This window comes from Parvibaculum sp. MBR-TMA-1.3b-4.2, assembly GCF_053628815.1.
Genome location: NZ_JBRJHC010000001.1, coordinates 383,262 through 402,511 on the forward strand (window position 1 = coordinate 383,262; position 19,250 = coordinate 402,511).

At 60.8% G+C, this 19,250-nt stretch carries 21 protein-coding genes; 12 read left to right on the forward strand and 9 right to left on the reverse strand.

What is annotated here, in order from left to right; all coding sequences use genetic code 11:
* The first annotated feature begins 2 nt into the window (after positions 1-2).
* The 5 genes from ACSSVQ_RS02115 (at position 3) to ACSSVQ_RS02135 (ending at position 2,929) form a co-directional block, all read left to right on the forward strand.
* Complete coding sequence (locus tag ACSSVQ_RS02115) at positions 3-782, forward strand: glucose 1-dehydrogenase (protein ID WP_293327710.1); 780 nt, start codon at positions 3-5, stop codon at positions 780-782.
* A 111-nt stretch (positions 783-893) separates the two neighbouring features.
* Positions 894-1,079 carry a hypothetical protein gene (locus tag ACSSVQ_RS02120; protein ID WP_293327712.1) on the forward strand — a complete coding sequence of 62 codons (186 nt, stop codon included), beginning with the start codon at positions 894-896 and terminating at the stop codon, positions 1,077-1,079.
* Positions 1,080-1,125: 46 nt separating this feature from the next.
* Positions 1,126-1,248, forward strand: a complete 123-nt coding sequence (locus ACSSVQ_RS02125; RefSeq protein WP_454180643.1) for a hypothetical protein — start codon at positions 1,126-1,128, stop codon at positions 1,246-1,248.
* Positions 1,245-2,717: a sodium/proline symporter PutP gene (gene putP / locus ACSSVQ_RS02130; RefSeq protein WP_454180644.1), complete on the forward strand. Its 1,473-nt coding sequence runs from the start codon at positions 1,245-1,247 to the stop codon at positions 2,715-2,717. The genes ACSSVQ_RS02125 and putP overlap by 4 nt, the downstream gene beginning before the upstream one ends.
* Positions 2,718-2,803: 86 nt before the next feature.
* The gene (locus tag ACSSVQ_RS02135) at positions 2,804-2,929 is read left to right on the forward strand and encodes a hypothetical protein (protein WP_339613716.1); all 126 of its coding nucleotides are present in this window, start codon (positions 2,804-2,806) and stop codon (positions 2,927-2,929) included.
* An 18-nt stretch (positions 2,930-2,947) separates the two neighbouring features.
* On the opposite strand, the gene ACSSVQ_RS02140 is transcribed toward ACSSVQ_RS02135, so the two are convergent.
* Entirely contained in the window at positions 2,948-4,501 is a 1,554-nt protein-coding gene (locus ACSSVQ_RS02140) for an acyl-CoA synthetase (RefSeq protein ID WP_454184633.1), read from the reverse strand.
* Positions 4,502-4,681: 180 nt separating this feature from the next.
* Between ACSSVQ_RS02140 and ACSSVQ_RS02145 the strand changes: the two genes are divergently transcribed.
* Together ACSSVQ_RS02145 and ACSSVQ_RS02150 are read left to right on the forward strand one after the other, a co-directional pair.
* Positions 4,682-5,812, forward strand: a complete 1,131-nt coding sequence (locus ACSSVQ_RS02145) for a CaiB/BaiF CoA transferase family protein (RefSeq protein WP_454180645.1) — start codon at positions 4,682-4,684, stop codon at positions 5,810-5,812.
* Positions 5,813-5,889: 77 nt separating this feature from the next.
* Entirely contained in the window at positions 5,890-6,651 is a 762-nt protein-coding gene (locus ACSSVQ_RS02150) for a histidine phosphatase family protein (RefSeq protein WP_454180646.1), read from the forward strand.
* Between the two features lie 6 nt (positions 6,652-6,657).
* Here ACSSVQ_RS02150 and ACSSVQ_RS02155 read toward each other — a convergent pair whose 3' ends face one another.
* On the reverse strand, positions 6,658-8,370 hold the full coding sequence (locus ACSSVQ_RS02155) for an extracellular solute-binding protein (protein WP_454180647.1): 1,713 nt from the start codon (positions 8,368-8,370) through the stop codon (positions 6,658-6,660).
* Positions 8,371-8,466: 96 nt separating this feature from the next.
* On the opposite strand from ACSSVQ_RS02155, the gene ACSSVQ_RS02160 reads away from it, so the two are divergent.
* Complete coding sequence (locus ACSSVQ_RS02160; RefSeq protein ID WP_454180648.1) at positions 8,467-9,090, forward strand: invasion associated locus B family protein; 624 nt, start codon at positions 8,467-8,469, stop codon at positions 9,088-9,090.
* Positions 9,091-9,096: 6 nt separating this feature from the next.
* On the opposite strand, the gene ACSSVQ_RS02165 is transcribed toward ACSSVQ_RS02160, so the two are convergent.
* From ACSSVQ_RS02165 to ACSSVQ_RS02175, 3 genes are all read right to left on the reverse strand, one after another.
* Positions 9,097-9,819 (reverse strand): acyltransferase, encoded by a 723-nt coding sequence (locus ACSSVQ_RS02165; protein ID WP_454180649.1) that lies wholly within the window; start codon positions 9,817-9,819, stop codon positions 9,097-9,099.
* A gap of 53 nt (positions 9,820-9,872) precedes the next feature.
* Complete coding sequence (gene hspQ / locus ACSSVQ_RS02170) at positions 9,873-10,205, reverse strand: heat shock protein HspQ (protein ID WP_339613705.1); 333 nt, start codon at positions 10,203-10,205, stop codon at positions 9,873-9,875.
* 94 nt (positions 10,206-10,299) lie between these two features.
* Positions 10,300-11,196, reverse strand: a complete 897-nt coding sequence (locus tag ACSSVQ_RS02175) for a polysaccharide deacetylase family protein (protein ID WP_339613703.1) — start codon at positions 11,194-11,196, stop codon at positions 10,300-10,302.
* Between the two features lie 114 nt (positions 11,197-11,310).
* Here ACSSVQ_RS02175 and ACSSVQ_RS02180 point away from each other — a divergent pair, with 114 nt between their 5' ends.
* Entirely contained in the window at positions 11,311-12,414 is a 1,104-nt protein-coding gene (locus tag ACSSVQ_RS02180; protein WP_454180650.1) for an NADH:flavin oxidoreductase, read from the forward strand.
* Positions 12,415-12,472: 58 nt separating this feature from the next.
* Positions 12,473-13,447, forward strand: a complete 975-nt coding sequence (locus ACSSVQ_RS02185; RefSeq protein WP_454180651.1) for a zinc transporter ZntB — start codon at positions 12,473-12,475, stop codon at positions 13,445-13,447.
* 39 nt (positions 13,448-13,486) lie between these two features.
* On the opposite strand, the gene ACSSVQ_RS02190 is transcribed toward ACSSVQ_RS02185, so the two are convergent.
* The 4 genes from ACSSVQ_RS02190 to ACSSVQ_RS02205 form a co-directional block, all read right to left on the reverse strand.
* On the reverse strand, positions 13,487-14,533 hold the full coding sequence (locus ACSSVQ_RS02190) for an HpcH/HpaI aldolase/citrate lyase family protein (RefSeq protein ID WP_454180652.1): 1,047 nt from the start codon (positions 14,531-14,533) through the stop codon (positions 13,487-13,489).
* 73 nt (positions 14,534-14,606) lie between these two features.
* Positions 14,607-15,923, reverse strand: a complete 1,317-nt coding sequence (locus ACSSVQ_RS02195; protein ID WP_454180653.1) for an MFS transporter — start codon at positions 15,921-15,923, stop codon at positions 14,607-14,609.
* A 116-nt stretch (positions 15,924-16,039) separates the two neighbouring features.
* Positions 16,040-16,600 (reverse strand): gamma carbonic anhydrase family protein, encoded by a 561-nt coding sequence (locus ACSSVQ_RS02200; RefSeq protein ID WP_454180654.1) that lies wholly within the window; start codon positions 16,598-16,600, stop codon positions 16,040-16,042.
* Positions 16,593-17,900: an MFS transporter gene (locus tag ACSSVQ_RS02205; protein WP_454180655.1), complete on the reverse strand. Its 1,308-nt coding sequence runs from the start codon at positions 17,898-17,900 to the stop codon at positions 16,593-16,595. The genes ACSSVQ_RS02200 and ACSSVQ_RS02205 overlap by 8 nt, the downstream gene beginning before the upstream one ends.
* A 164-nt stretch (positions 17,901-18,064) precedes the next feature.
* Here ACSSVQ_RS02205 and ACSSVQ_RS02210 point away from each other — a divergent pair, with 164 nt between their 5' ends.
* Together ACSSVQ_RS02210 and ACSSVQ_RS02215 are read left to right on the forward strand one after the other, a co-directional pair.
* A complete protein-coding gene (locus ACSSVQ_RS02210) occupies positions 18,065-18,682 on the forward strand; it encodes a glutathione S-transferase family protein (RefSeq protein ID WP_454180656.1) in 618 nt (205 codons plus the stop codon).
* A gap of 142 nt (positions 18,683-18,824) precedes the next feature.
* A complete protein-coding gene (locus ACSSVQ_RS02215) occupies positions 18,825-19,214 on the forward strand; it encodes a hypothetical protein (RefSeq protein WP_454180657.1) in 390 nt (129 codons plus the stop codon).
* Positions 19,215-19,250: the final 36 nt, after the last annotated feature.

Below are 19,250 nucleotides of genomic sequence, written 5' to 3' on the forward strand. Positions count from 1 at the left end.
GCATGGCTGACGCAGGGGAACTCTCACTGCCTTCCTACGATCTGACCGGCAAGGTGGCGCTCGTCACCGGAGCGACCAGCGGGTTGGGAAAGCGCTTCGCCCTGATTCTCGCCAAGGCGGGGGCCAAGGTCGCCATTACGGGGCGGCGCGTGGAGCGTCTTGCCGAGCTGCAGAAGGAAATCGAGGCGATGGGGGGCAAGGCGGCCTCGATTGCGCTCGACGTCACCGATACCGACAGCATCGCAGCCTGCATTGAAAAAACGGAAACCGAACTCGGTTCCATCGACATCCTCGTGAACAATGCGGGGATGAATGTGGAAGCGCTGCCGGCCGATGTGACACCGGATGGTTTCGACACCATGTTCGACACCAATGTGCGCGGCGCCTTCTTCATGGCGCAGGCTGCGGGCCGCAGCATGATTGCGCGCGGACAGGGCGGGCGCATTATCAATATCGCCTCGATCGGCGCCCATACGGTGCTGCCGGGCCTCACCATCTACTGCATGACAAAAGCCGCGGTCGGGATGATGACAAAGTCGCTCGGCAAGGAATGGGCGCGCCACAACATTAATGTGAACGCCATGTGCCCCGGCTTCATCGAGACGGAGCTGAACGCCGACTGGTTCGCCTCCGAGGGCGGTCAAAAGCAGATCCGGCGCTGGCCCCGCAAGCGCCTTGGGCTAGAAGAGGACCTGGACGGCACGCTTTTGCTGCTGGCTTCGGATCATTCGCGCTTCATTACAGGGGCGCTGTTTACCGTTGATGACGGCCAATCCCTCTAAATAGGTGTAATTACGGAGTAGTCCGGAAAAAGGTCGTTAAGACTTGATTTAAGTTAACGCAGTAGACTGCCTAAATTGGTGGCGATTCACCGATTGGAACGGCTGTTCGTTATGGAAAAGCTGATTTTTGGGTTTGTGCTGGGCTTTATGGCCTGCACCTGGACGTACGAACTGGATGCCGGACAAGCATTTCTCGGTTTCGGGCGTAAGTTCGTGACCGCATGCGACCAATTTCTCGATCAGCAAAATGAGTCGAGTGCCCAAATTCCCCTGCCGCTTTCGGCGGAAGGGTATTGAAAGCGCAGGCTGGACATAGCCTGCGACTCTCCCTCACTGTTGCTCCATGATTGGGGAAATAGCGCTTTCGAGCTGGATCGTGTTGCTGCTGCCGCTCGCAGCGGTTGCGCTGTCGCTTGCGCATCTGCATGACAGGCGGCGCTCCGACAGGGGCGGGGACAAGCAATGACGGACAGCGCTGTCGGAACGCCCGCCATCATCGCATTGGTGCTCTACCTCCTCGCGATGCTGGGTGTCGGCATGGCCGCTTACCGGCTGACCAAGAACCTCTCCGACTACATTCTCGGCGGACGAAGCCTCGGGGCCGCGGTGACCGCGTTGTCGGCAGGTGCGTCGGATATGAGCGGCTGGCTGATGCTGGGCCTGCCCGGCGCGCTATATGCCTCTGGGCTCAATCAGGTCTGGATTGCCCTCGGGCTCGCTTTCGGTGCCCTGGCCAATTGGCGGTTCGTCGCACGGCGCCTGAGGCGATATACGGAACAGGCCGGCGACGCGCTCACCATTCCCGACTATTTCGAAAACCGCTTCGGCGATGAAAGCCGGGTGCTCAGGGTCGCATCGGCGGTGGTAATCCTGACCTTCTTCACGATCTACACCTCCGCCGGTCTTGTGAGCGGTGCGATCCTGTTTCAGGAGACGTTCGGGCTGGGATATTTTCCGGCGCTGCTGATCGGCTCCGTCGCCATCGTGTCCTACACGTTTATCGGTGGCTTCATAGGCGTGTGCTGGACGGACAGCATTCAGGGCGTGATGATGTTTTTCGCTCTGCTGATCGTGCCCGCCGTCGCCATTTCCTCGCTGGGCGGGTGGGAGGCGACCCTCACCGCCGTTGCAACCGTTCAGTCTCCCGCCTTCCTCAATGTATTCCATGACACGAGTATGATCGGCGCCATCTCCTTGATGGCATGGGGCCTCGGCTATTTCGGTCAGCCGCATATTCTTGCGCGGTTCATGGCGATCCGCGATGCCGACGAAATGCCCGTGGCGCAGGCCGTCGGTATGACATGGATGGTGTTGGGGCTCTATGGCGCCATCGCGACGGGCTTTACGGGCATCGCCTATTTTGCGGATGCGCCGCTCGACAATCCCGAAAGCGTGTTCCTGAGCTTTGCGAAGGCCTTGTTCAATCCCTGGATTACAGGCTTCCTGCTCGCCGCCGTTCTGGCCGCGATCATGTCCACCGTCTCGTCGCAGCTGCTCGTTTCGGCCAGCGTGCTGGCGGAAGATTTCTACAAGCGCCTTTACAGGAAAGAGGCGGGGCCTGCGGAACTCGTCCGCATCGGGCGATTGTCCGTCCTCCTCATATCCGTCATCGCCGTCATTCTTGCATCGGACAGGGAAAGCAGCGTTCTCTCGCTCGTGGCCTATGCATGGGCGGGCTTCGGCGCGGCTTTCGGGCCGGTGATCCTGCTGTCGCTGTTCTGGAAACGCATGACGCGCAACGGCGCGCTTGGCGGCATGATCGTCGGTGCCGTAACGGTGCTTGTCTGGAAACACCTCTCCGGCGGCATTTTCGAGATCTACGAAATTCTTCCCGGCTTTATTTTCGCGGCGGGCGCCATAGTCGCGATAAGCTTACTGGAACGGCAACCTTCCGAGGCGATAACCAGCACGTTCGATGCTGTGGCCGGGGACTGACGTTCGGACATTTTTGCCCGGCCTCAATCACTGGGCCTGGCCGCGATCATTGGGCCTAGCCTCGATCACAGGGCCTGGAGGAAGCTATGCTGCATTATGTTTTTGGTTTGCTTTCCGGGTTTCTGATCTGTGCCTGGGGCGTGGATATAGGGCCTTACGATGCGCTGGCTCAACTCGGCCACACGATATTGCGGCTGCTGTCGCTCGAATAGCTCATTCAACCGGATGCCCTAGTCGGGCTGATGAAGCGCGCGACGCATGACCTTGCCGTTTGCCGTGCGGGGCAGCTTTTCCACGAACACTATCTCGCGCGGGCATTTGTAGGCGGCGAGATTTTCCTTCGCATGAGCTTCGATAGAAGCCTTGTCCGGCGTGATCCCTTCGCGCGGCACGATATAGGCCGCGATGACCTTCACGTCGTCGCGGACAGAGAGTTCCGTCACCGCCACTTCCGCAATATCGGGATGTTCCGCCAGCGCCGCCTCCACCTCCTGCGGCGACACGCGATAGCCCATGGCGTTCATCACGTCGTCGGCCCGGCCGTGATACCAGAGGTAACCGTCTTCATCGAAGGCGGCGAGATCGCCGCCGATGAACCATTCTCCACGATAGACGACTTCCTCGTCTTCCGGCCGTCGCCAATAGCCGAGCATCAACCCCGGATCGCTTCGGTGAACGGCAAGAAGGCCGGTCTCTCCTGGCGGCAAAGGCTCGCTGCCGCCGTCGACGGGCAGCGCCGCGACGCACCGGCCGGGCTGCGGCTTTCCGGGCGAACCCGGTCGGATGTCCATGCCGGGCCCTGTCGAGACATAGGTCGAACACTCGCTCATCCCCAGCGCCTCGTAGAGATTCTTGCCCGTGACCTCCTGCCAGTGGGCAAGCAGCGCCGGCGAGAGCGCCTCTCCGGCCGTGAGGCCGTGGCGTAGCGTGGAAATGTCGTGGTCGGCGAGATCGCAATATTTCAGGATCTGGCGATAGAGCGTCGGCACGGCGGCAAACAGGGTCGCGCCGGCGGCTTCCATCAGCCGCGGCCAGACCTGAACGTCCCGCGGGCCGTTGTAAAGCACCGTGGTTGCGCCATTGGCCCAGGGGTCGGTCAGACCCACTCCCAGCGTATAGGTCCAGTTGAAGGCACCAGCATGGAGCATCACGTCATCGGCCTCGATGCCATACCAGCCGCGATACATCGGGCGGCGGCCCCAGGCACTGCGATGCGCATGCAACACCCCCTTGGGGCGACCGCTGGTGCCGGAGGTGTAGACGAGGAGGGCCGGATCGTTCGCCGCCATATCGACATAGTCGGGCAGGGGGGCGTGCTCTCTCAGCGCATGGATCGCCGTTTCGTCGAAAATCCGCGCCTGGCCCGCCTCGACGACCATGTCATTGGCGACGGCCACGGCTTTGGCACCGGAGTCGGAAAGCAGAAACTCGGCCTCATGCGCGGTCAGCTGGGACGATGAAGGCAACGGCACCAGACCGGCGGCCAGCGCCCCGAAAAAGAGCAGCGCATATTCACTGGTATTCGGCATACGGATCATGATGCGCTCGCCTGCCTCGAACCCTTCGGCCAGGAGACCGGCTGCGATCCGGCGCACGGCATCGTCCAGCGCGCCATAGGTCCAGCATTCCGCCTCGCTTATGGGCCTGCCGATATCGGAAACGACGATCAAGGCCGTCTTGTCCGGCGTGGCGGCAGCCTGCCGTTCAAGACAGTAGCGGGCCATATTGAAGCGGGTGGGCGGCAGCTCGCCTGAGAAACCGCGCGAGATGGACGGAGAGGGCATGGTCATGTTCGTTATCTACATGCAGAACGGCCCCGCAGGCAATGGCCGCTCCGCCACCGCCTCAAGCCGACGCTGCGTCATATCGGACCGGAAACCGCCGCCGTTTACGCTCCTTCGAGCACGGGCTAAAAGAGGCGTCAAAAGACGAAGACAACGATTTTTTTCAAGGGAGTGAGCAATATGGGAAGCGGGCCTCTTTCCGGCGTCAAGATCATCGAGTTCGCAGGCATCGGGCCGGGACCGTTCTGCGCCATGCTGCTGAACGATATGGGCGCCGATGTCATCCGCATCGACCGCAAGGGCGGGCGGGGCGGTTCTAAATTCGATATCGCCAGCCGCGGGCGCCGTTCCGTCGCGCTGGACCTGAAGAAGCCCAAGGCGGTGGAAGCCTGCCTCAAGCTCATCGAGAGCGCGGATATTCTGCAGGAGGGCTTCCGTCCGGGCGTGATGGAGCGTCTCGGCCTCGGGCCGGATGTCTGCCTGAAGCGCAACCCGAAGCTCGTCTATGGCCGCATGACCGGCTGGGGTCAGACCGGGCCGCTTGCCAAGGCGGCGGGCCACGACATCAACTACATCTCGCTCACCGGCGCGCTGCATGCGATCGGGCGGCCGGGCGAGAAGCCGGTACCGCCGCTCAACCTGGTCGGCGATTTCGGCGGCGGCGCACTCTATCTCGCCATGGGCGTGCTGGCGGCACTTCATGAGGCGCAGCGCTCCGGCAAGGGACAGGTCGTCGATGCCGCGATGACGGATGGCGCCAGCTCGCTGATGGCAATGTTCTACGGCTTTACCGCGTCGGGCATGTGGAAGGAGCCGCACGGCACCAACATGCTGGATGGCGGTGCGCATTTCTACGACACCTATGAAACCAAGGATGGCAAATGGGTGTCGCTGGGGTCCATTGAGCCGCAGTTCTACGCGATCCTGCGCGAGAAGGCCGGGCTGTCCGAAGATATCTGGGACGCGCAGATGGACCAGTCAAAATGGCCGGAAATGAAGGAGAAGATTTCCAAGGTCATGAAGACCAAGACGCGGGACGAGTGGTGCGAGATCATGGAAGGCACGGACATCTGCTTTGCGCCCGTTCTTTCCATCACCGAAGCCAAGGACCATCCGCACAACAAGGCACGTGAGACCATTGTCGAAATCGACGGTGTGGCGCAGCCCAATGTCGCGCCGCGTTTCTCCCGGACCGAATCCAAGATCCAGGGGCCGGTGCCGGAAGTCGGCGCTCACACGCAGGAAGCGCTCGCCGATTGGGGCTTCTCCGGTGGCGATATCGACGCCCTGAAAAAGGCGGAAGCTATCTGACCGTCACGCAATTGAGCTAGAACTGTCGCCGGCGGATCCAATGAAGTCCGCCGGCGAATTCGTTATGAGGCATAGCCATGACCGTCTTACCGGGAACTACCGGCCGCCGCCGGATTTATCTGATGCGCCACGGCCATGTGGACTATTTCGGCAAGGAAATCGCCGCCGCGGGCGGCGACACGAAAGTCGTGCCTCTGACGCCCCTCGGACAGGAACAGGCCGACGCCGCCGGGCAGGCGCTTTCCCATATCCGGTTCGACCGGGCAGCATGCTCCGGCGTACCGCGGACGCAGCAGACCGCCGAACGCGCGCTGGCCCCGCAGCCCGACGATATGAAACCGTTGCTTGAGGTCATTCCCGGTCTTGTCGAAATTCACGGCGGACGACCCGGTACGTTCCGCAGCCGCGCAGAGCTTGCCGCGAAGATGACCTATTATTTCGAAGCCGCTGCCGAAGATGGCGCCACCATGATGGAAGGCGGCGAAGTCTTCCGCGATGCGCTCGACCGGGCCATAGACGAGATCGAACGACTGCTTGCCGAATCCGGCTGGCACACCATGCTGATCGCCGCGCATGAAGGCATCAACCGGCTGATCCTCGGATGGGCGGCGACCGGATGCTCGCGTGCGAGCGCCCTGACGGCGGTCCGTTCTTTCGAGCAGGATCCGGCCTGCATCAATGTGATCGATTTCGACATGGTGCCGATGGAAGACGGAACGCCCGGCAGCGGGATCGAACGCGCGATCATCAAATCGGTCAATGTCACGCCGTATAACTATTTCAAGCACGGCATGAATATGACGAGCCTGGAGTCGATCTTCGCCGAAAATCCTTCCTGACGGTGTTTACCGGGCTTCTGCCGGATCGATCCACCATGTTCCCGGTCGGAACCCATAGAGCGAGGTCGTGTCCGGTACACGGACCTTGTTCCAGAAGGCGAGCCATTGCCGGTCGCGGTGGAAGAGCGGGATCAGGCAGGCCTGCGACATGATCACACGATCCAGCGCCCGCGATGCCGTGACGAATTCGGTTTCCGTCTTCGCCTCCAGCATGGCATGGATCATGGCGTCCGCCGCAGGGCTTTTCATCCCCATATAGTTGCGCGTGCCTTGCTGGTCGGCGGCCTGCGACCCCCAATAGAAAAGCTGCTCGTTGCCGGGGGAAAGCGAAGCGAACCAGTCATTGAAGATCATGTCGAAGTCATATTCGTCGCGTCTTTGCTGATACTGGCTGGAATCGACATATCTGACCGAGGCCGATATCCCGACCTGCCGCACCATATTGCGGTAGACCAATGCAAGGCGCTCGTCTTCCGGTGTCGCCACGAGAAGTTCGAAGGCAAGCGGATTTCCTGTTTTCTCCTCGACCATCCGACTGTTCCGAACCTCATATCCCGCAGTGCGCAAGAGCTCTACGGCACGTATCCTGCCGTCGCGATTCAATCCCTTCGGATCTCCCTGCGGCGCGCGCCAGCCATGTTTCATGATTTCCGGCGTCACGGCATGGGGGTAGGGGGCCAACAGCTTTCTTTCCTGTTGGGAGGCGGCCCTGCCATGCGAACTCAGGATGGAGTTGTCGAAGTAGCTCTGTGTACGGATATAAACGCCGTGATAGAGGTTCCTGTCGATCCAGGGAAAATTGAAAAGCTCGATCAGCGCCTCGCGGACGCGTCTGTCGGAAAATACTTTTCTGCGCATATTGAAGACAAGCGCACGCATGCCCGACGGCATACCGGTCTGAAAGGCCTGCTGCCGAACCTTGCCTTCCTGAATTGCCGGAAAATCATAGCCCGTGGTCCAGCGTCCGGGGTCGTCTTCTACCCGAACGTCATAAAGGCCGGATTTGAAAGCCTCGAAAGACGCATTGGCATCGCGGTAATATTCATAATTCAGACGGTCGATATTGTTCTGACCTCGATTGACCGGGAGGTGCCGGCCCCAATAGTCCGGGTTGCGGGCGTAGACAATCCGGCGGCCCGGTTCGACCGATCGGACCACATAGGGTCCGCTGCCGACCGGCGTCTCCAGACTCGATTTCTTGAAGTCGCGTTGCTCGTAAACATGCTTCGGCAGGATCGGCATCAATCCCATGATGAGGGGGATTTCGCGGTCTCCCGATCCATCGAATATGAAGCGTATCGTCAGGCTGTCGGGCGTTTCGATCCGGGTGACTTTGGAATAATAGGTGCTGTAATTCGGCCGTCCCTTGTCACGCAGGATCTTCAACGAAAAAGCTACATCCTCCGCGGTCACGGGTGTGCCGTCTGAAAATTTTGCATCCGGATCTATATGGAAGGTGATCGAACTTCGGTCGGGAGGCCATTCGACCGACCGAGCGAGGAGGCCGTAAAGTGTGAACGGTTCGTCATATCCGCGCGCCATAAGGCTCTCGAACACATGTTCGCGCAGCCCGATTGCCGCCGTGCCGTTAACGATAAACGGATTAAGGCTGTCGAAAGTGCCCGTGGCACCGAACCTGATCGTGCCGCCTTTCGGCGCCTCGGGATTGACGTAGTTGAAATAGGGGAAGCCATCCGGATAGGCTGGCGCTCCATGCATCGAGATGGCATGTACTCTTTCGGCAGCGCCAACCGGTCCACCTGCGACAGCCAGCAGGCCCGCTAGCGCATAAATCATCGCCGACAGGATGCCGACATGATTTGGCCGAAATTTGCGGTGAAACCTTCTCAGACGCATCAGATATCTGCCAGCCATCCGGCCATGCCGGAAAAGGAGTTTTCCATGAAGTTTCGCCGGTCGTTCAGCCTCGTCATTGCCGGCCTTCTTGCGGCGCCGCTTTTTGCAGCGCCTGCATTCGCACAGGATAAGCAGCAGCAGCCCAAGCCGGAAATCAAGAATTTCGGATCCTGGAGCACGCGTTGCGACGCGGGGAAGCGTACCGCCGAAACCTGCCATGCCTTTGTCGACGTTCGAATCGGCGAAGACAAGAAGCAGCGTATTCTCTACATGGGCGTCGGATACAATCCGGGCGAAAAAGGACAGCTCTTCATGTTCTCGATGAGCCCGCTCGGATCCGTCATTCCCGCCGGCGTCAAATATGAACTGGACGGCAAGGAGATGGCTAAATCCGGTTACGCCTATTGTCTGCCGACGGGGTGCCAGGCTGAACACAAGCTCAGCGCGGAAAATGTGCGGGGGCTCAAGGCCGGCAAGGAACTGAAAGTCAGTTTCGTCGTTCTCGGCAAGGGGCCTATCACCGTGCCCGTCAAGCTTGACGGTTTCACCGCTGCGACGAACGACCTTCCCAAGCCGAAATAAAGTCCGTCAGTCTTCTCTTGTGGGCGCGAAGATGCTTCGGAGCCAGCGCCAATAGGTGTTGCCCCGAAGCAGATAGCGCTGCAACTGGTCGATGTCGCGGGCGAGCTTTTCCGGATCCTCAAACAGATCAGCGCGGCGCCGACGGGGATGTCCCGGGTCCAGTTCGCGGACGACGCGCGCCGGATTGCCAGCTGCGATCGTGTTTGGGGGAACGTCACGGGTTACGACGGATCCGGCACCGATGATGCTGTTGTCGCCTATCGTAACGCCCTTGCCGACAATGGCGCGGACACCGAGCCAGGCATTGTCGCCGATGCGGACCGGTGCGTATTTGTCGTGTTCCGCAGTCCGGTCGTAAGTGTCGTGCCAATCGGAATCCGAGATATAGACCCCGGACGCCATCATCGTGTTGCTACCGATCGTGATGTCGATGGACGAGATGATCTGGGTGCCGGGACTAATCAGAACATTGTCCCCGATGGACACCCGGCCGTTCCGGTCTTGCGACTGCCATGTCGCGATGCGGACAAGATTTCCACGCGAGGCATGGAGATGAAAATTGGCGCCCGCTGTAATGCCCTTTCCCCAGAGTTCGACATCCCAGGGATTGGTGACATCGAGGCCGGGGCCGACGGCGTCGAAGCCGGGAACCAGAAAATGTTTCGTCCAGGCTTTCTGAAGACCGTCTCGCAGGCGACGGATAGGATAGGGCCTGTTGTCCTGGCGCAATAGGAGGTCCTTGTCAGAAGCAGGGGCGGCGGCTCATGCGGCGCGCTTTGTGCCTAGTGGGAGTTGTCTTCACGCAGCTTGTACACACCGTCTTCCAGCGTCCCGAAAAACTCGGCGACCTGTGGATGCCGAACCGGCTCGCCGGTGTCGTCGGGAAGCAGGTTCTGTTCGGACACATAGGCTACATATTCCGTCTCACCGTTTTCGGCGAGCAGGTGATAGTAGGGCTGGTCCTTGCGCGGCCGCACCTCTTCGGGAATGGACTGCCACCATTCTTCTGTATTGTTGAAGGTTGGATCGACGTCGAAGATCACGCCACGGAACGGGTAGAAGCGATGCCGCACTACCTGTCCGATCCGGAATTTCGCCTGACGATTGATCTCCATTCCTGCCCAACTTTCCTTACTCGGGGCCGCCTGTTTGGGCCGCGAAACCTATCAGCTTGGCCGGAAAGCGCAAATGCCGCGGCTTTCCTCAACGTCAGCTTTGTTCCATGGCGTTTTGCAGCGCCTTGGTCCCGATCAGGCGAATGCCCTGGGCCTCGGCATGCTCGCGGATCGCGCCGGAAACCAGCATCTCGTAATCCATGACGCGAGACCGCCAATCGGGGCAAATCGACTGTATTTCAGGCGTGTCATGGGCGGGATGAAACACCACATAGCCGATATGCCCCGGCTTGATGGCGTCGATCATGGCTTTCGTCTTGCTCAGCCGGTCTTCCTCGTCGGAAAGCGAAAGCTGATGGATCCGGTCCAGCACCGGCGTTCCGGCCTTTTCGATCCGCGCGGTTTCTGCGGTCAGTACATCGGCCGTTTCCTGCGTATACCCGGCGCGGGCCCATTGTTCCGGCGTAAGACGAAGGGCAAAGGGCGCAAGCCCGAAGCGGTGCGCCACCTCCGTAAAGGCCGGATAGAGCTTCCGGTCCATGACAGAGCCCATATGGGTGTCGAAATGCGTGGCTTTAATCCCCGCATCCAGCGCCAGCTCAACCTGCCGAGCCAGTTCGGCCTTTGCCGCTTCCGGGTCGGCGCTTTGCATGATTTCGGGGGAGGTTCTCGGGAACGCGCCTTCGTCGTCCATCAGGCCGCTTGACGCTTCGCGCGTGGAGACAGGCCCCCAGCGGTAGCCCGGCCACTCGCTGGTCAGCGTCGCGTGAACGCCCAGATCGGCGTCGGGATGGGCGCGTGCCCACTCCGCGGTTGCGCGGAACCAGGGGCAGGGCACCATGACGGACCCGCAGGTTACAGCGTTTTTCGTCCAAAGCTCGTCGAAGGCGGCCAGCGACGCGCCACACATGCCGACATCGTCCACATGGAGAATCGCCACGCGATCTTCAGGCTTGAAACCGAGTTTTTCGAGAGCTGGGTTATGCGTCATTGAGCTTCCGGATTGCGTAAGTTGAACAGCTTGTTGCCGCTATAGGTCTTGTTCTTGGCGGCGGGGTCCCCATTATGACGCCTATTCGAGCATTTGCCCTCTGGAGAAAATTACATGTCCCGCTCTGTAAAATCCCTGTTCCGGCCTTTCACCTTAAATGGCCTGACCCTGCCAAACCGTATCGTGATGGCGCCGATGACCCGTTCGAAGTCCCCGGGCGCGGTGCCCGGGCCGGACGTCGCGGCCTATTACCGGCGGCGCGCGGAAAACGAGACCGGCCTCATCATCACCGAGGGGACGACGGTGAACACGCCCGTTTCCACCGGCGATCCGAATGTCCCGCAGTTCTGGGGCGATGAGGCGCTGGCAGGCTGGAAGCACGTCGTCGACGAGGTGCATGGGGCAGGCGGCAAGATCATGCCGCAGATCTGGCATGTCGGCATGGCCCGTAATCCTTCCAAGGCGACCAATACGCATCTGCCGAGCCATGGTCCCTCGGGCCTCACCAAGCCGGGCTCCAAGCATGCCGAGCCGATGACGACGCAGGAAATCAAGGACACGATCAAGGCCTTCGGTCAGGCCGCCTATGATGCGCGCGAGGTCGGCTTCGACGGCATCGAGCTGCATGGCGCGCATGGCTATCTCATCGACCAGTTCTTCTGGGAGGGCACCAATGAGCGCGAAGACGAGTATGGCGGCGACATGGTCGGCCGTACGCGCTTTGCCGTGGATATCATCGAGGAAGTCCGCCGGCAGGTGGGCGATGATTATCCGCTCATCCTGCGCTTCTCGCAGTGGAAGCAACAGGATTATTCCGCGAAACTCGCGCAGACGCCAGAGCTTCTGGGCGAATTCCTGAAGCCGCTGTCGGATGCGGGCGTCGACATGTTCCATTGCTCGCAGCGCCGCTTCTGGGAGCCGGAGTTCGACGGTTCCGACCTGAACCTCGCGGGCTGGACCAAGAAGCTCACCGGCAAGCCGACCATCACGGTGGGCAGCGTCAGCCTTTCGGGCGAGTTCATCGGCTCCTTCATGGGCGAATCCTCGGAAGCCACGGGTATCGACGATCTGCTCGAGCGGCTCGACAAGGATGAGTTCGATCTCGTTGCCGTGGGCCGCGCGCTGCTGGTGGACCCGGAATGGGCGCGGAAAATCCACGAGGAACGCTACCCCGAGCTGCTGCCCTTCAACCCGGAAGCCCTGACAACTCTTTCCTGACCTCCGCAGGGGTCGATCCTGCCTCTGGTCAAATCGCTCTTCCACGGCGAAACTGCGAATGATGACGGAACAAAGCTCGAAATCATTCGCCTTCGCCGTGGAAGCCGGCGGGCAGGCCGGTCCGGTCGATATTTCCTCGGTGTCCGCTTCGAGCGCCGATGGGTTGGTCTGGGCGCATATCTACCTGCAGGACGAGGCCGCGCTCGAATGGCTTGCCACAGGCAGCGGCCTCGACCCGATTGTCGTGGAAGCGTTGAGCGCACCGGAAACCCGGCCGCGTTTCACCCGCATGGGCGACGGCGCCATCGTCAATCTCAGAGGCGTCAATCTCAATCCGGACGCCAAGCCCGAGGATATGATCTCGATCCGTATGTGGGTCGAGAAGGGGCGTGTGGTCAGTGTCTATCTGAGACCGCTCCAGGCAGTGCGCAGCCTTGCCGATCGAATGTCCCGGGGCCATGGGCCGAAAGATGCTGCACGCTTCGTGACCGAACTGGCGGACGGGCTCGTCGACCGGACGCAGCCCATCGTCGCGGGGCTGAACGATCTTCTCAATAGTTATGAAGAGCAGATCATCGACAATGCCGGCCGCGAAATGCGGACACGGCTCGCCAAGTTACGCCAAAGGGTACTCAGGCTGAAACGGTTCATAGCCCCGCAGCGCGAAGCCCTGGTGACCATGTCACGCGACGATGCGCCCTGGCTCGACAAGCGGGCCCGCGCGAAATTTCAGGACATTCTGGACGACGCTACGCGGCATATGGAAGAGCTCGACAATATGCGCGATCGGGCTGGTGTGTTGCAGGACGAGGTCGAAAGTCGCCTTGCCGATGCGCTCAACAAAAACCTCTATGTTCTGGCCATTGTAAGCGTGATCTTCCTGCCGCTCGGTTTCGTGACCGGGCTTCTTGGTATCAATGTCGGCGGTATTCCGGGAGCGGAGTATCCCGGCTCCTTTGCCATCGTCGTCGGCCTGCTGCTTCTCGGCGCCATGGCAGAATATGCCTTCCTCAAATGGAAAGGCTGGCTCTGAAGCCAGCCTTTCGTCGCATAAATCACCTTATAGACAGCATCACTTGATGCCGTAGGCCTCGGCCAGTTCCGGATCGCGGGCTGCAACCTTTTCGGCCAGATCGTAAATGACCTTGGCCTGCTTCCAGGTCGCATCGTCCTGCATCTTGCCGTCGATCATGGCAACGCCGGTGCCGTCGGGCATCGCGTCGAGAATCTTCTTCGCAAAAATGACTTCATCCGGCTCGGGGCTGAAGACTTCCTTGGCGATGGCGATCTGGTTGGGATGCAACGACCAGGCCCCGGCGCAGCCCATGAGGAAGGCATTGCGGAACTGCTGGCGGCAGGCACCGAGATCCTGAATATCGCCGAAGGGGCCGTAGAACGGCTTGATGTTGTTGGAAAGACAGGCATCCACCATCTTGGCGACGGTGTAGTGCCAGAGATCCTGCTGCGCATAGGCTCGGGCGCTGCCGTCTTCCTTGGGGTCTTCCAGCACACCGTAATAGGGATGACCGCCGCCAACGCGCGTCGTCTTCATGCCGCGCGAGGCGGCGAGGTCGGCCGGGCCGAGGCTCATGCCATGCATGCGCGGGCTTGCAGCGGCAATCTCTTCGACATTCTTCACGCCCTGCGCGGTCTCAAGGATCGCGTGGATGAGGATCGGCTTTTTCGCGCCGTGCTTTGCCTCGAGCTGGGCGAGAAGCTGGTCGGTGAAATAGATGTCCCACGGGCCTTCGACCTTGGGCAGCATCAGCACGTCGAGCTTGTCGCCGACCGCGCCGACGATCTCTGTCACGTCATCGAGGAACCAGGGGCTGTTCAGCGGGTTCACGCGCGTCCAAAGGCCGGTCTCGCCGAAATCATGCGCCTTGGCGGTTTCGATGAAGCCCTGACGCGCCGCTTCCTTGGCGTCGGCCGGGATCGCGTCTTCGAGATTGCCCAGCAGCACGTCGACCTTCGGGATCATCTCGCCCACGCGGGCGCGGACCTTTTCATTGTGGCCGGGGAAGAAATGGATCATCCGCTCCAGCCGGATCGGCAGTTCGCGATAGGGCTCCGGGGCGCCGATGGCGAGGGGCTTGTAGAAATTGCTGGGCAGTTTCATGTCCGGTCCGTCTTTGCTGATTGTGGTTTGCGGCGCAGCATAATCGGCTGCGCGTCCTGAGGCCAGTGGGCAGTCAGAAGGTCTCGTTTTCCGCCGTCTGGTGGGCCTTGAGGGGCGCGGAAACCGGACCCGCGGCCCAAAGGGAGATGAAACCGAGAATGGGCGAGACCGTAATCACGAGAAAGGCCGTCTGGTAACCGCCCGTCGTCGTCTCATAGAGGAACCCTAGCAGGGCGGGGCCGGCCGCGTTCGCGCAGGTGGTGATCATCTGCGCCAGCGACAGGACGCGGGCATAGGCCTTCAGCCCGAACGCCTCGGCGATGAGCAGCGGCTGCATCATCTGCAGGTTTCCGACGGTCGCGCCGAAAAGGGCCGAAACGACGAAAAGCTGCCAATTCGAATGCGCAAAGGCGAAGGAGCAGAACGCGACGGCCTGGATGCAGAAGATTCCCATCAGATAGGCGCGGGAGGAAACCCGCTGAAGGAGCGAGCCTCCGACCAACCGGCCCGCGATGCTGGAGGCCGCCATGATGGAAATGGCATAGGCGGCGATGCTGTCGTCCTGCGCGCGCAGGGAAACGAGCCGAAACTGATGCGCCAACGTGCCGACCTGCGCCATCATCGAGAAGACATATGCTGTGGTGCAGAGAACGAAAAAGCGGCTGCGGATCGCATCGCCATAGTCCACGCCGTCCGGCGGCTCGACGCTTCCATCCGCGCGCAGACGCGGCGGGTCGCCATCCGGGGACAGACCCATGGATTCCGGGCTTGGCCGCAGGAACACCCAGGAGACAGGCAGAATGCCGATCAGCAGGAGAAAGGAGAGCCAGTAGGCAGCGCCGCCAAGACCCAGATTTTCGATCAGCGAAGCGGAAAGCGGCGTGAAGACGATGCCGCCCAGCGACAGCCCCGTCGAGGCGTAGGCAATGGCCTTGGACCGCTGCCGGGTAAACCAGCGCGCCACGATGGTCATGCCGGGGATAACCACCAGCGCGGCGTTGCCCATGCCGAAGAGGATATAAAACAGGTAGAGCTGCCAGAGTTCGCTCACATGGCCCGCGCTCGCCAGCGTCGCCGCCGCGAGCAGCGATCCGCCCGTCATCACGAAACGGGGGTCGTAGCGGTCCAGCAGCCAGCCGACGCCAAGGCCCGTCACGCCGGAAGACAGAAAGAACATGGCGGTGGCGGCGGAGGTCGTGCCGACGGAAAACGGTCCCTCGGCGACAAAGGCTTTAAGCAGGATCGAGAGATTGTAAAACAGGAGGCCGCAGCCGACCGTCTGGGTCACGAAGACCGCGCCGACGACATACCAGCCGTAAAATATCCGCGACTTGGGCTCAGGCCCGCCTGTCTCACCCGGCGCCGGCGCGCCGGCGCTGTCCTCACGCATGAACCTCTCCCGAAAACAGACGCGCCGACCCGGGCAGGCGGCGCGCGTGCCTTACTTATCGTTTCCGTTACGGCAAACCAAGAAATTTATAGGGTGACTACCCCATCCAAATCCGGTCAGGACAGCGCTTTCAGTTCGTCTTCCATCGCCTTGCGGAAGCTCTCGCGTTCGGTAACGCGATGGTCGCCCGCGGCATAGGCGAGGGCGTTTTCGTAGTAGAAGCGCGCATTCATGGCGTTCGCCACGCGATTGTCCCGCGTCTTCACCAGCTTGGCCGGCGATCCGGCAATGATCGAATTGGGCGGGAACTCGGTGCCTTCCGTGACGATGCTATGTCCGGCGACGATGGAGTTCGCGCCGATTTTCGCGCCGTCCATCAGGGTCGCGTTGATGCCGATCAGACAGTTGTCGCCGATCTCCGCGCCATGCACGGTGGCGTGATGGGTGATGGAACAATTGTCGCCGATGACTGTCGGTGTGGCGTTACCGACATGGATCATCACGAAGTCCTGAATGTTGGTGCGTTTGCCGATCACGACTTCATGCATCTCGCTACGGATGACGACATAGGGCCAGAGCGAGGCGCCTTCGCCAATCGTCACCTTGCCGTAGACGAGCGCCGTTTCGTGAATGAAAGCCGGGTCGTTCAATGTCACGTCGAGGCCAAACCTAGTCACCTGCCGTCTCTCCCGCATGTTGGTCCATCAAGTGGCGGACGGGTCCTGCCGCTGCAATCAGCCCGAATGCCACAAGGGACCCCGCCGCCACCAGAAAGAAAGAAGCGTCATAGCCGCCTGTGGTTTCTTCCAGTACCCCGATCAGGGCCGGGCCGGACGCCACGCCAAGCGTCATGAAAAACTGGTTCACCGAGTAAAGCCGTCCATAGGCCTTGAGCCCGAAGGCTTCCGCGATCAGAAGCGGCGCCATCATCAACAGGTTGCCGACCGTCAGTCCGAACAGCGCCGCATTTGCGATGAGCGCCGTTTGTCCATGCAACGCTGCATAGAAGCACAGTGCCACCGCCTGGGTGGCGATCAGGCCAAGAACGAAAAGGCGCGAGGACATCCATGCCAGCGCCCAGCCACCGGCGAGGCGGCCGACAATGCTGGCACCCGCCATGACGGCAATGGCTAGGGCGGCCGTGTCGTCGCTTCCCGTGCGCATGGAAACCAGGCGGAACTGATGGGCGATCGCCCCGACCTGCGCCATCATCACGAAGATGTAGCCGGCGGTGAAGAGCAGGAAGAACCGGCTTCTGACCGCGGCGTCGAACCCGATGCCGTCGGGCGGCAGTTCCACCCCGGTTTCGTCGCGTTGGATTTCGTCGCCATCGGGTCCGAGCCCCATGGATTGCGGGGAAGGGCGAATAAGAGCCCATGTGACGGGGATAACGCCGAGGATGAAGATTGCAGCAAGCCAGGGAGCTGCGCCGCCAATTCCGTTCGCATCGATCAGATGCACCGAAACCGGTGTCAGGATTATTCCGCCCAAGGATAATCCCGTCGAGGCGATGGACAACGCGATGGAACGCCGCCGGGCAAACCAGCGCGCTACCAGGGTCGTACCGGGGATGAGGGCGGTTGCCGCATAGCCGCTGCCGAAAATGACGTAGAACGCATATAGCTGCCAGATATTGTGGACATAGCCCGCCAGCATGATCGCCGCCGCGCTCACGATCGCACCTGCCGTGATGATCCAGCGCGGGTCGTATCTCTCTATGAACCAGGCAACGCCGATCCCCGTGATGCCCGAGGCGACGAAAAAACAGGCCGTGGCACCGGACGTGGCCGCGACGGAAAAGCCTTCCGACGATATGAACGCCTTCAGATAGACGGAGAGGTTGTAGAAGCCGAGCCCTGCGCAGACCGTCATGACGATGCAGACACCGGCTACGACATACCATCCAAAGAATGGATGCGTCGGCGCATGGCCGGCACGCGCGTCTCCGCGCGTTTCTTTTTCGGATGGCGTTGTCATCGATCCTCCCTGACAGCGCTGCACATTTGTCGTTTCATGCAGCGCCATTCAAGCCCTATAGCCCGAGGCATGCCCTTCGGCCAAGCCCTGTCCGGTGGCGCGCGGTCCCGGCATCGGATAAACATGAGGGAACGGCATTCAGAACCGTGTACAGGGAGAGAAACATGAAATTCTACAATTCCATCGGCCCCAACCCCCGTGTCGTGAAGATGTTCATGGCGGAGAAGGGCATCGAAATCCCCTTCGAGGAAGTGGATATTATGGCCGGTGCCAACCGCCAGGAGCCTTATCTGAAGGTCAATCCGGCCGGTCAGCTCCCCGCGCTGGAGCTCGATAATGGCGCCGTCATTTCCGAAATTACGGCGATTTGCGAATATCTGGACGAGAAGTTCCCGGACAATTCGCTTGTTGGCGCCACGCCGGAAGAGCGCGCCGAAACGCATATGTGGACGCGCCGCGTCGACCTCGGCGTTTGCGAACCGCTGGCCGGCGGCTTCCGTTATGCCGAAGGCCTTCCGATGTTCAAGGACCGCATGCGCTGCCTGCCGGAAGCCGCGGACGGGCTCAAGGCCATCGCGCAGGACAAGATCAAATGGCTGGACGGGCTGCTGGAGGGCAAGCAGTTCCTCGCCGGCGACCGCATGACGCTGGCCGATATCCTGCTCTTTGCATTCCTCGATTTCGGAACGCAGGTCGGGCAGCCCATCGACACGAGCAACAAGAACATTGCCGCATGGTTCGAGCGGATGAAGGCGCGCCCGAGTGCCGCCGCCTCGGCCTGATCGTAAAATCCTTCGCAGGTGCATCCAGGGTTTCGGCATGCACCTGCGAAAATCCCGCCTCCATCTCAATTTGACGATTGCATCCAGCCGTGTTTTCGCGTCAGGTTAGTAAATAACCTTTATCAACTGGGGAGGAGATGAGGTGAAGCTACTGCTGTGGATGGTCATGGCTTTCGGATTGGGCATGGTTGTCATGAAGGCTATGCCCGTATCCGCGGCCGAAATGCCGGCTTGCGTCGACAGCGAGCGTGGCAATGCGGCCAAGGCGAAAGCCTGGTGGGATCGCCGAAGCCCGCAAGAACAGAAATACATCTCCGAACTGCCATGTGAGGAACGCTATATTCCCATGGTATGTATCTTCCTCTGGGTTCCCGACCTGCAGTCATGCGTCAACAAGCGCGTTGGCGACTTCAGGGCGTCGAAATACTGCGATCAGCAGGGTTTCGAGCTTCTTTCCGAAGAGCATGTCGCATGCCAGAAGAAGTGGATCAGGGAGAAATACAAGGAACCCTTCCCGAACGCGTCGTCATGATCGTCGGTCCTGCGCGGCCTCGATCCGGACGGGTCG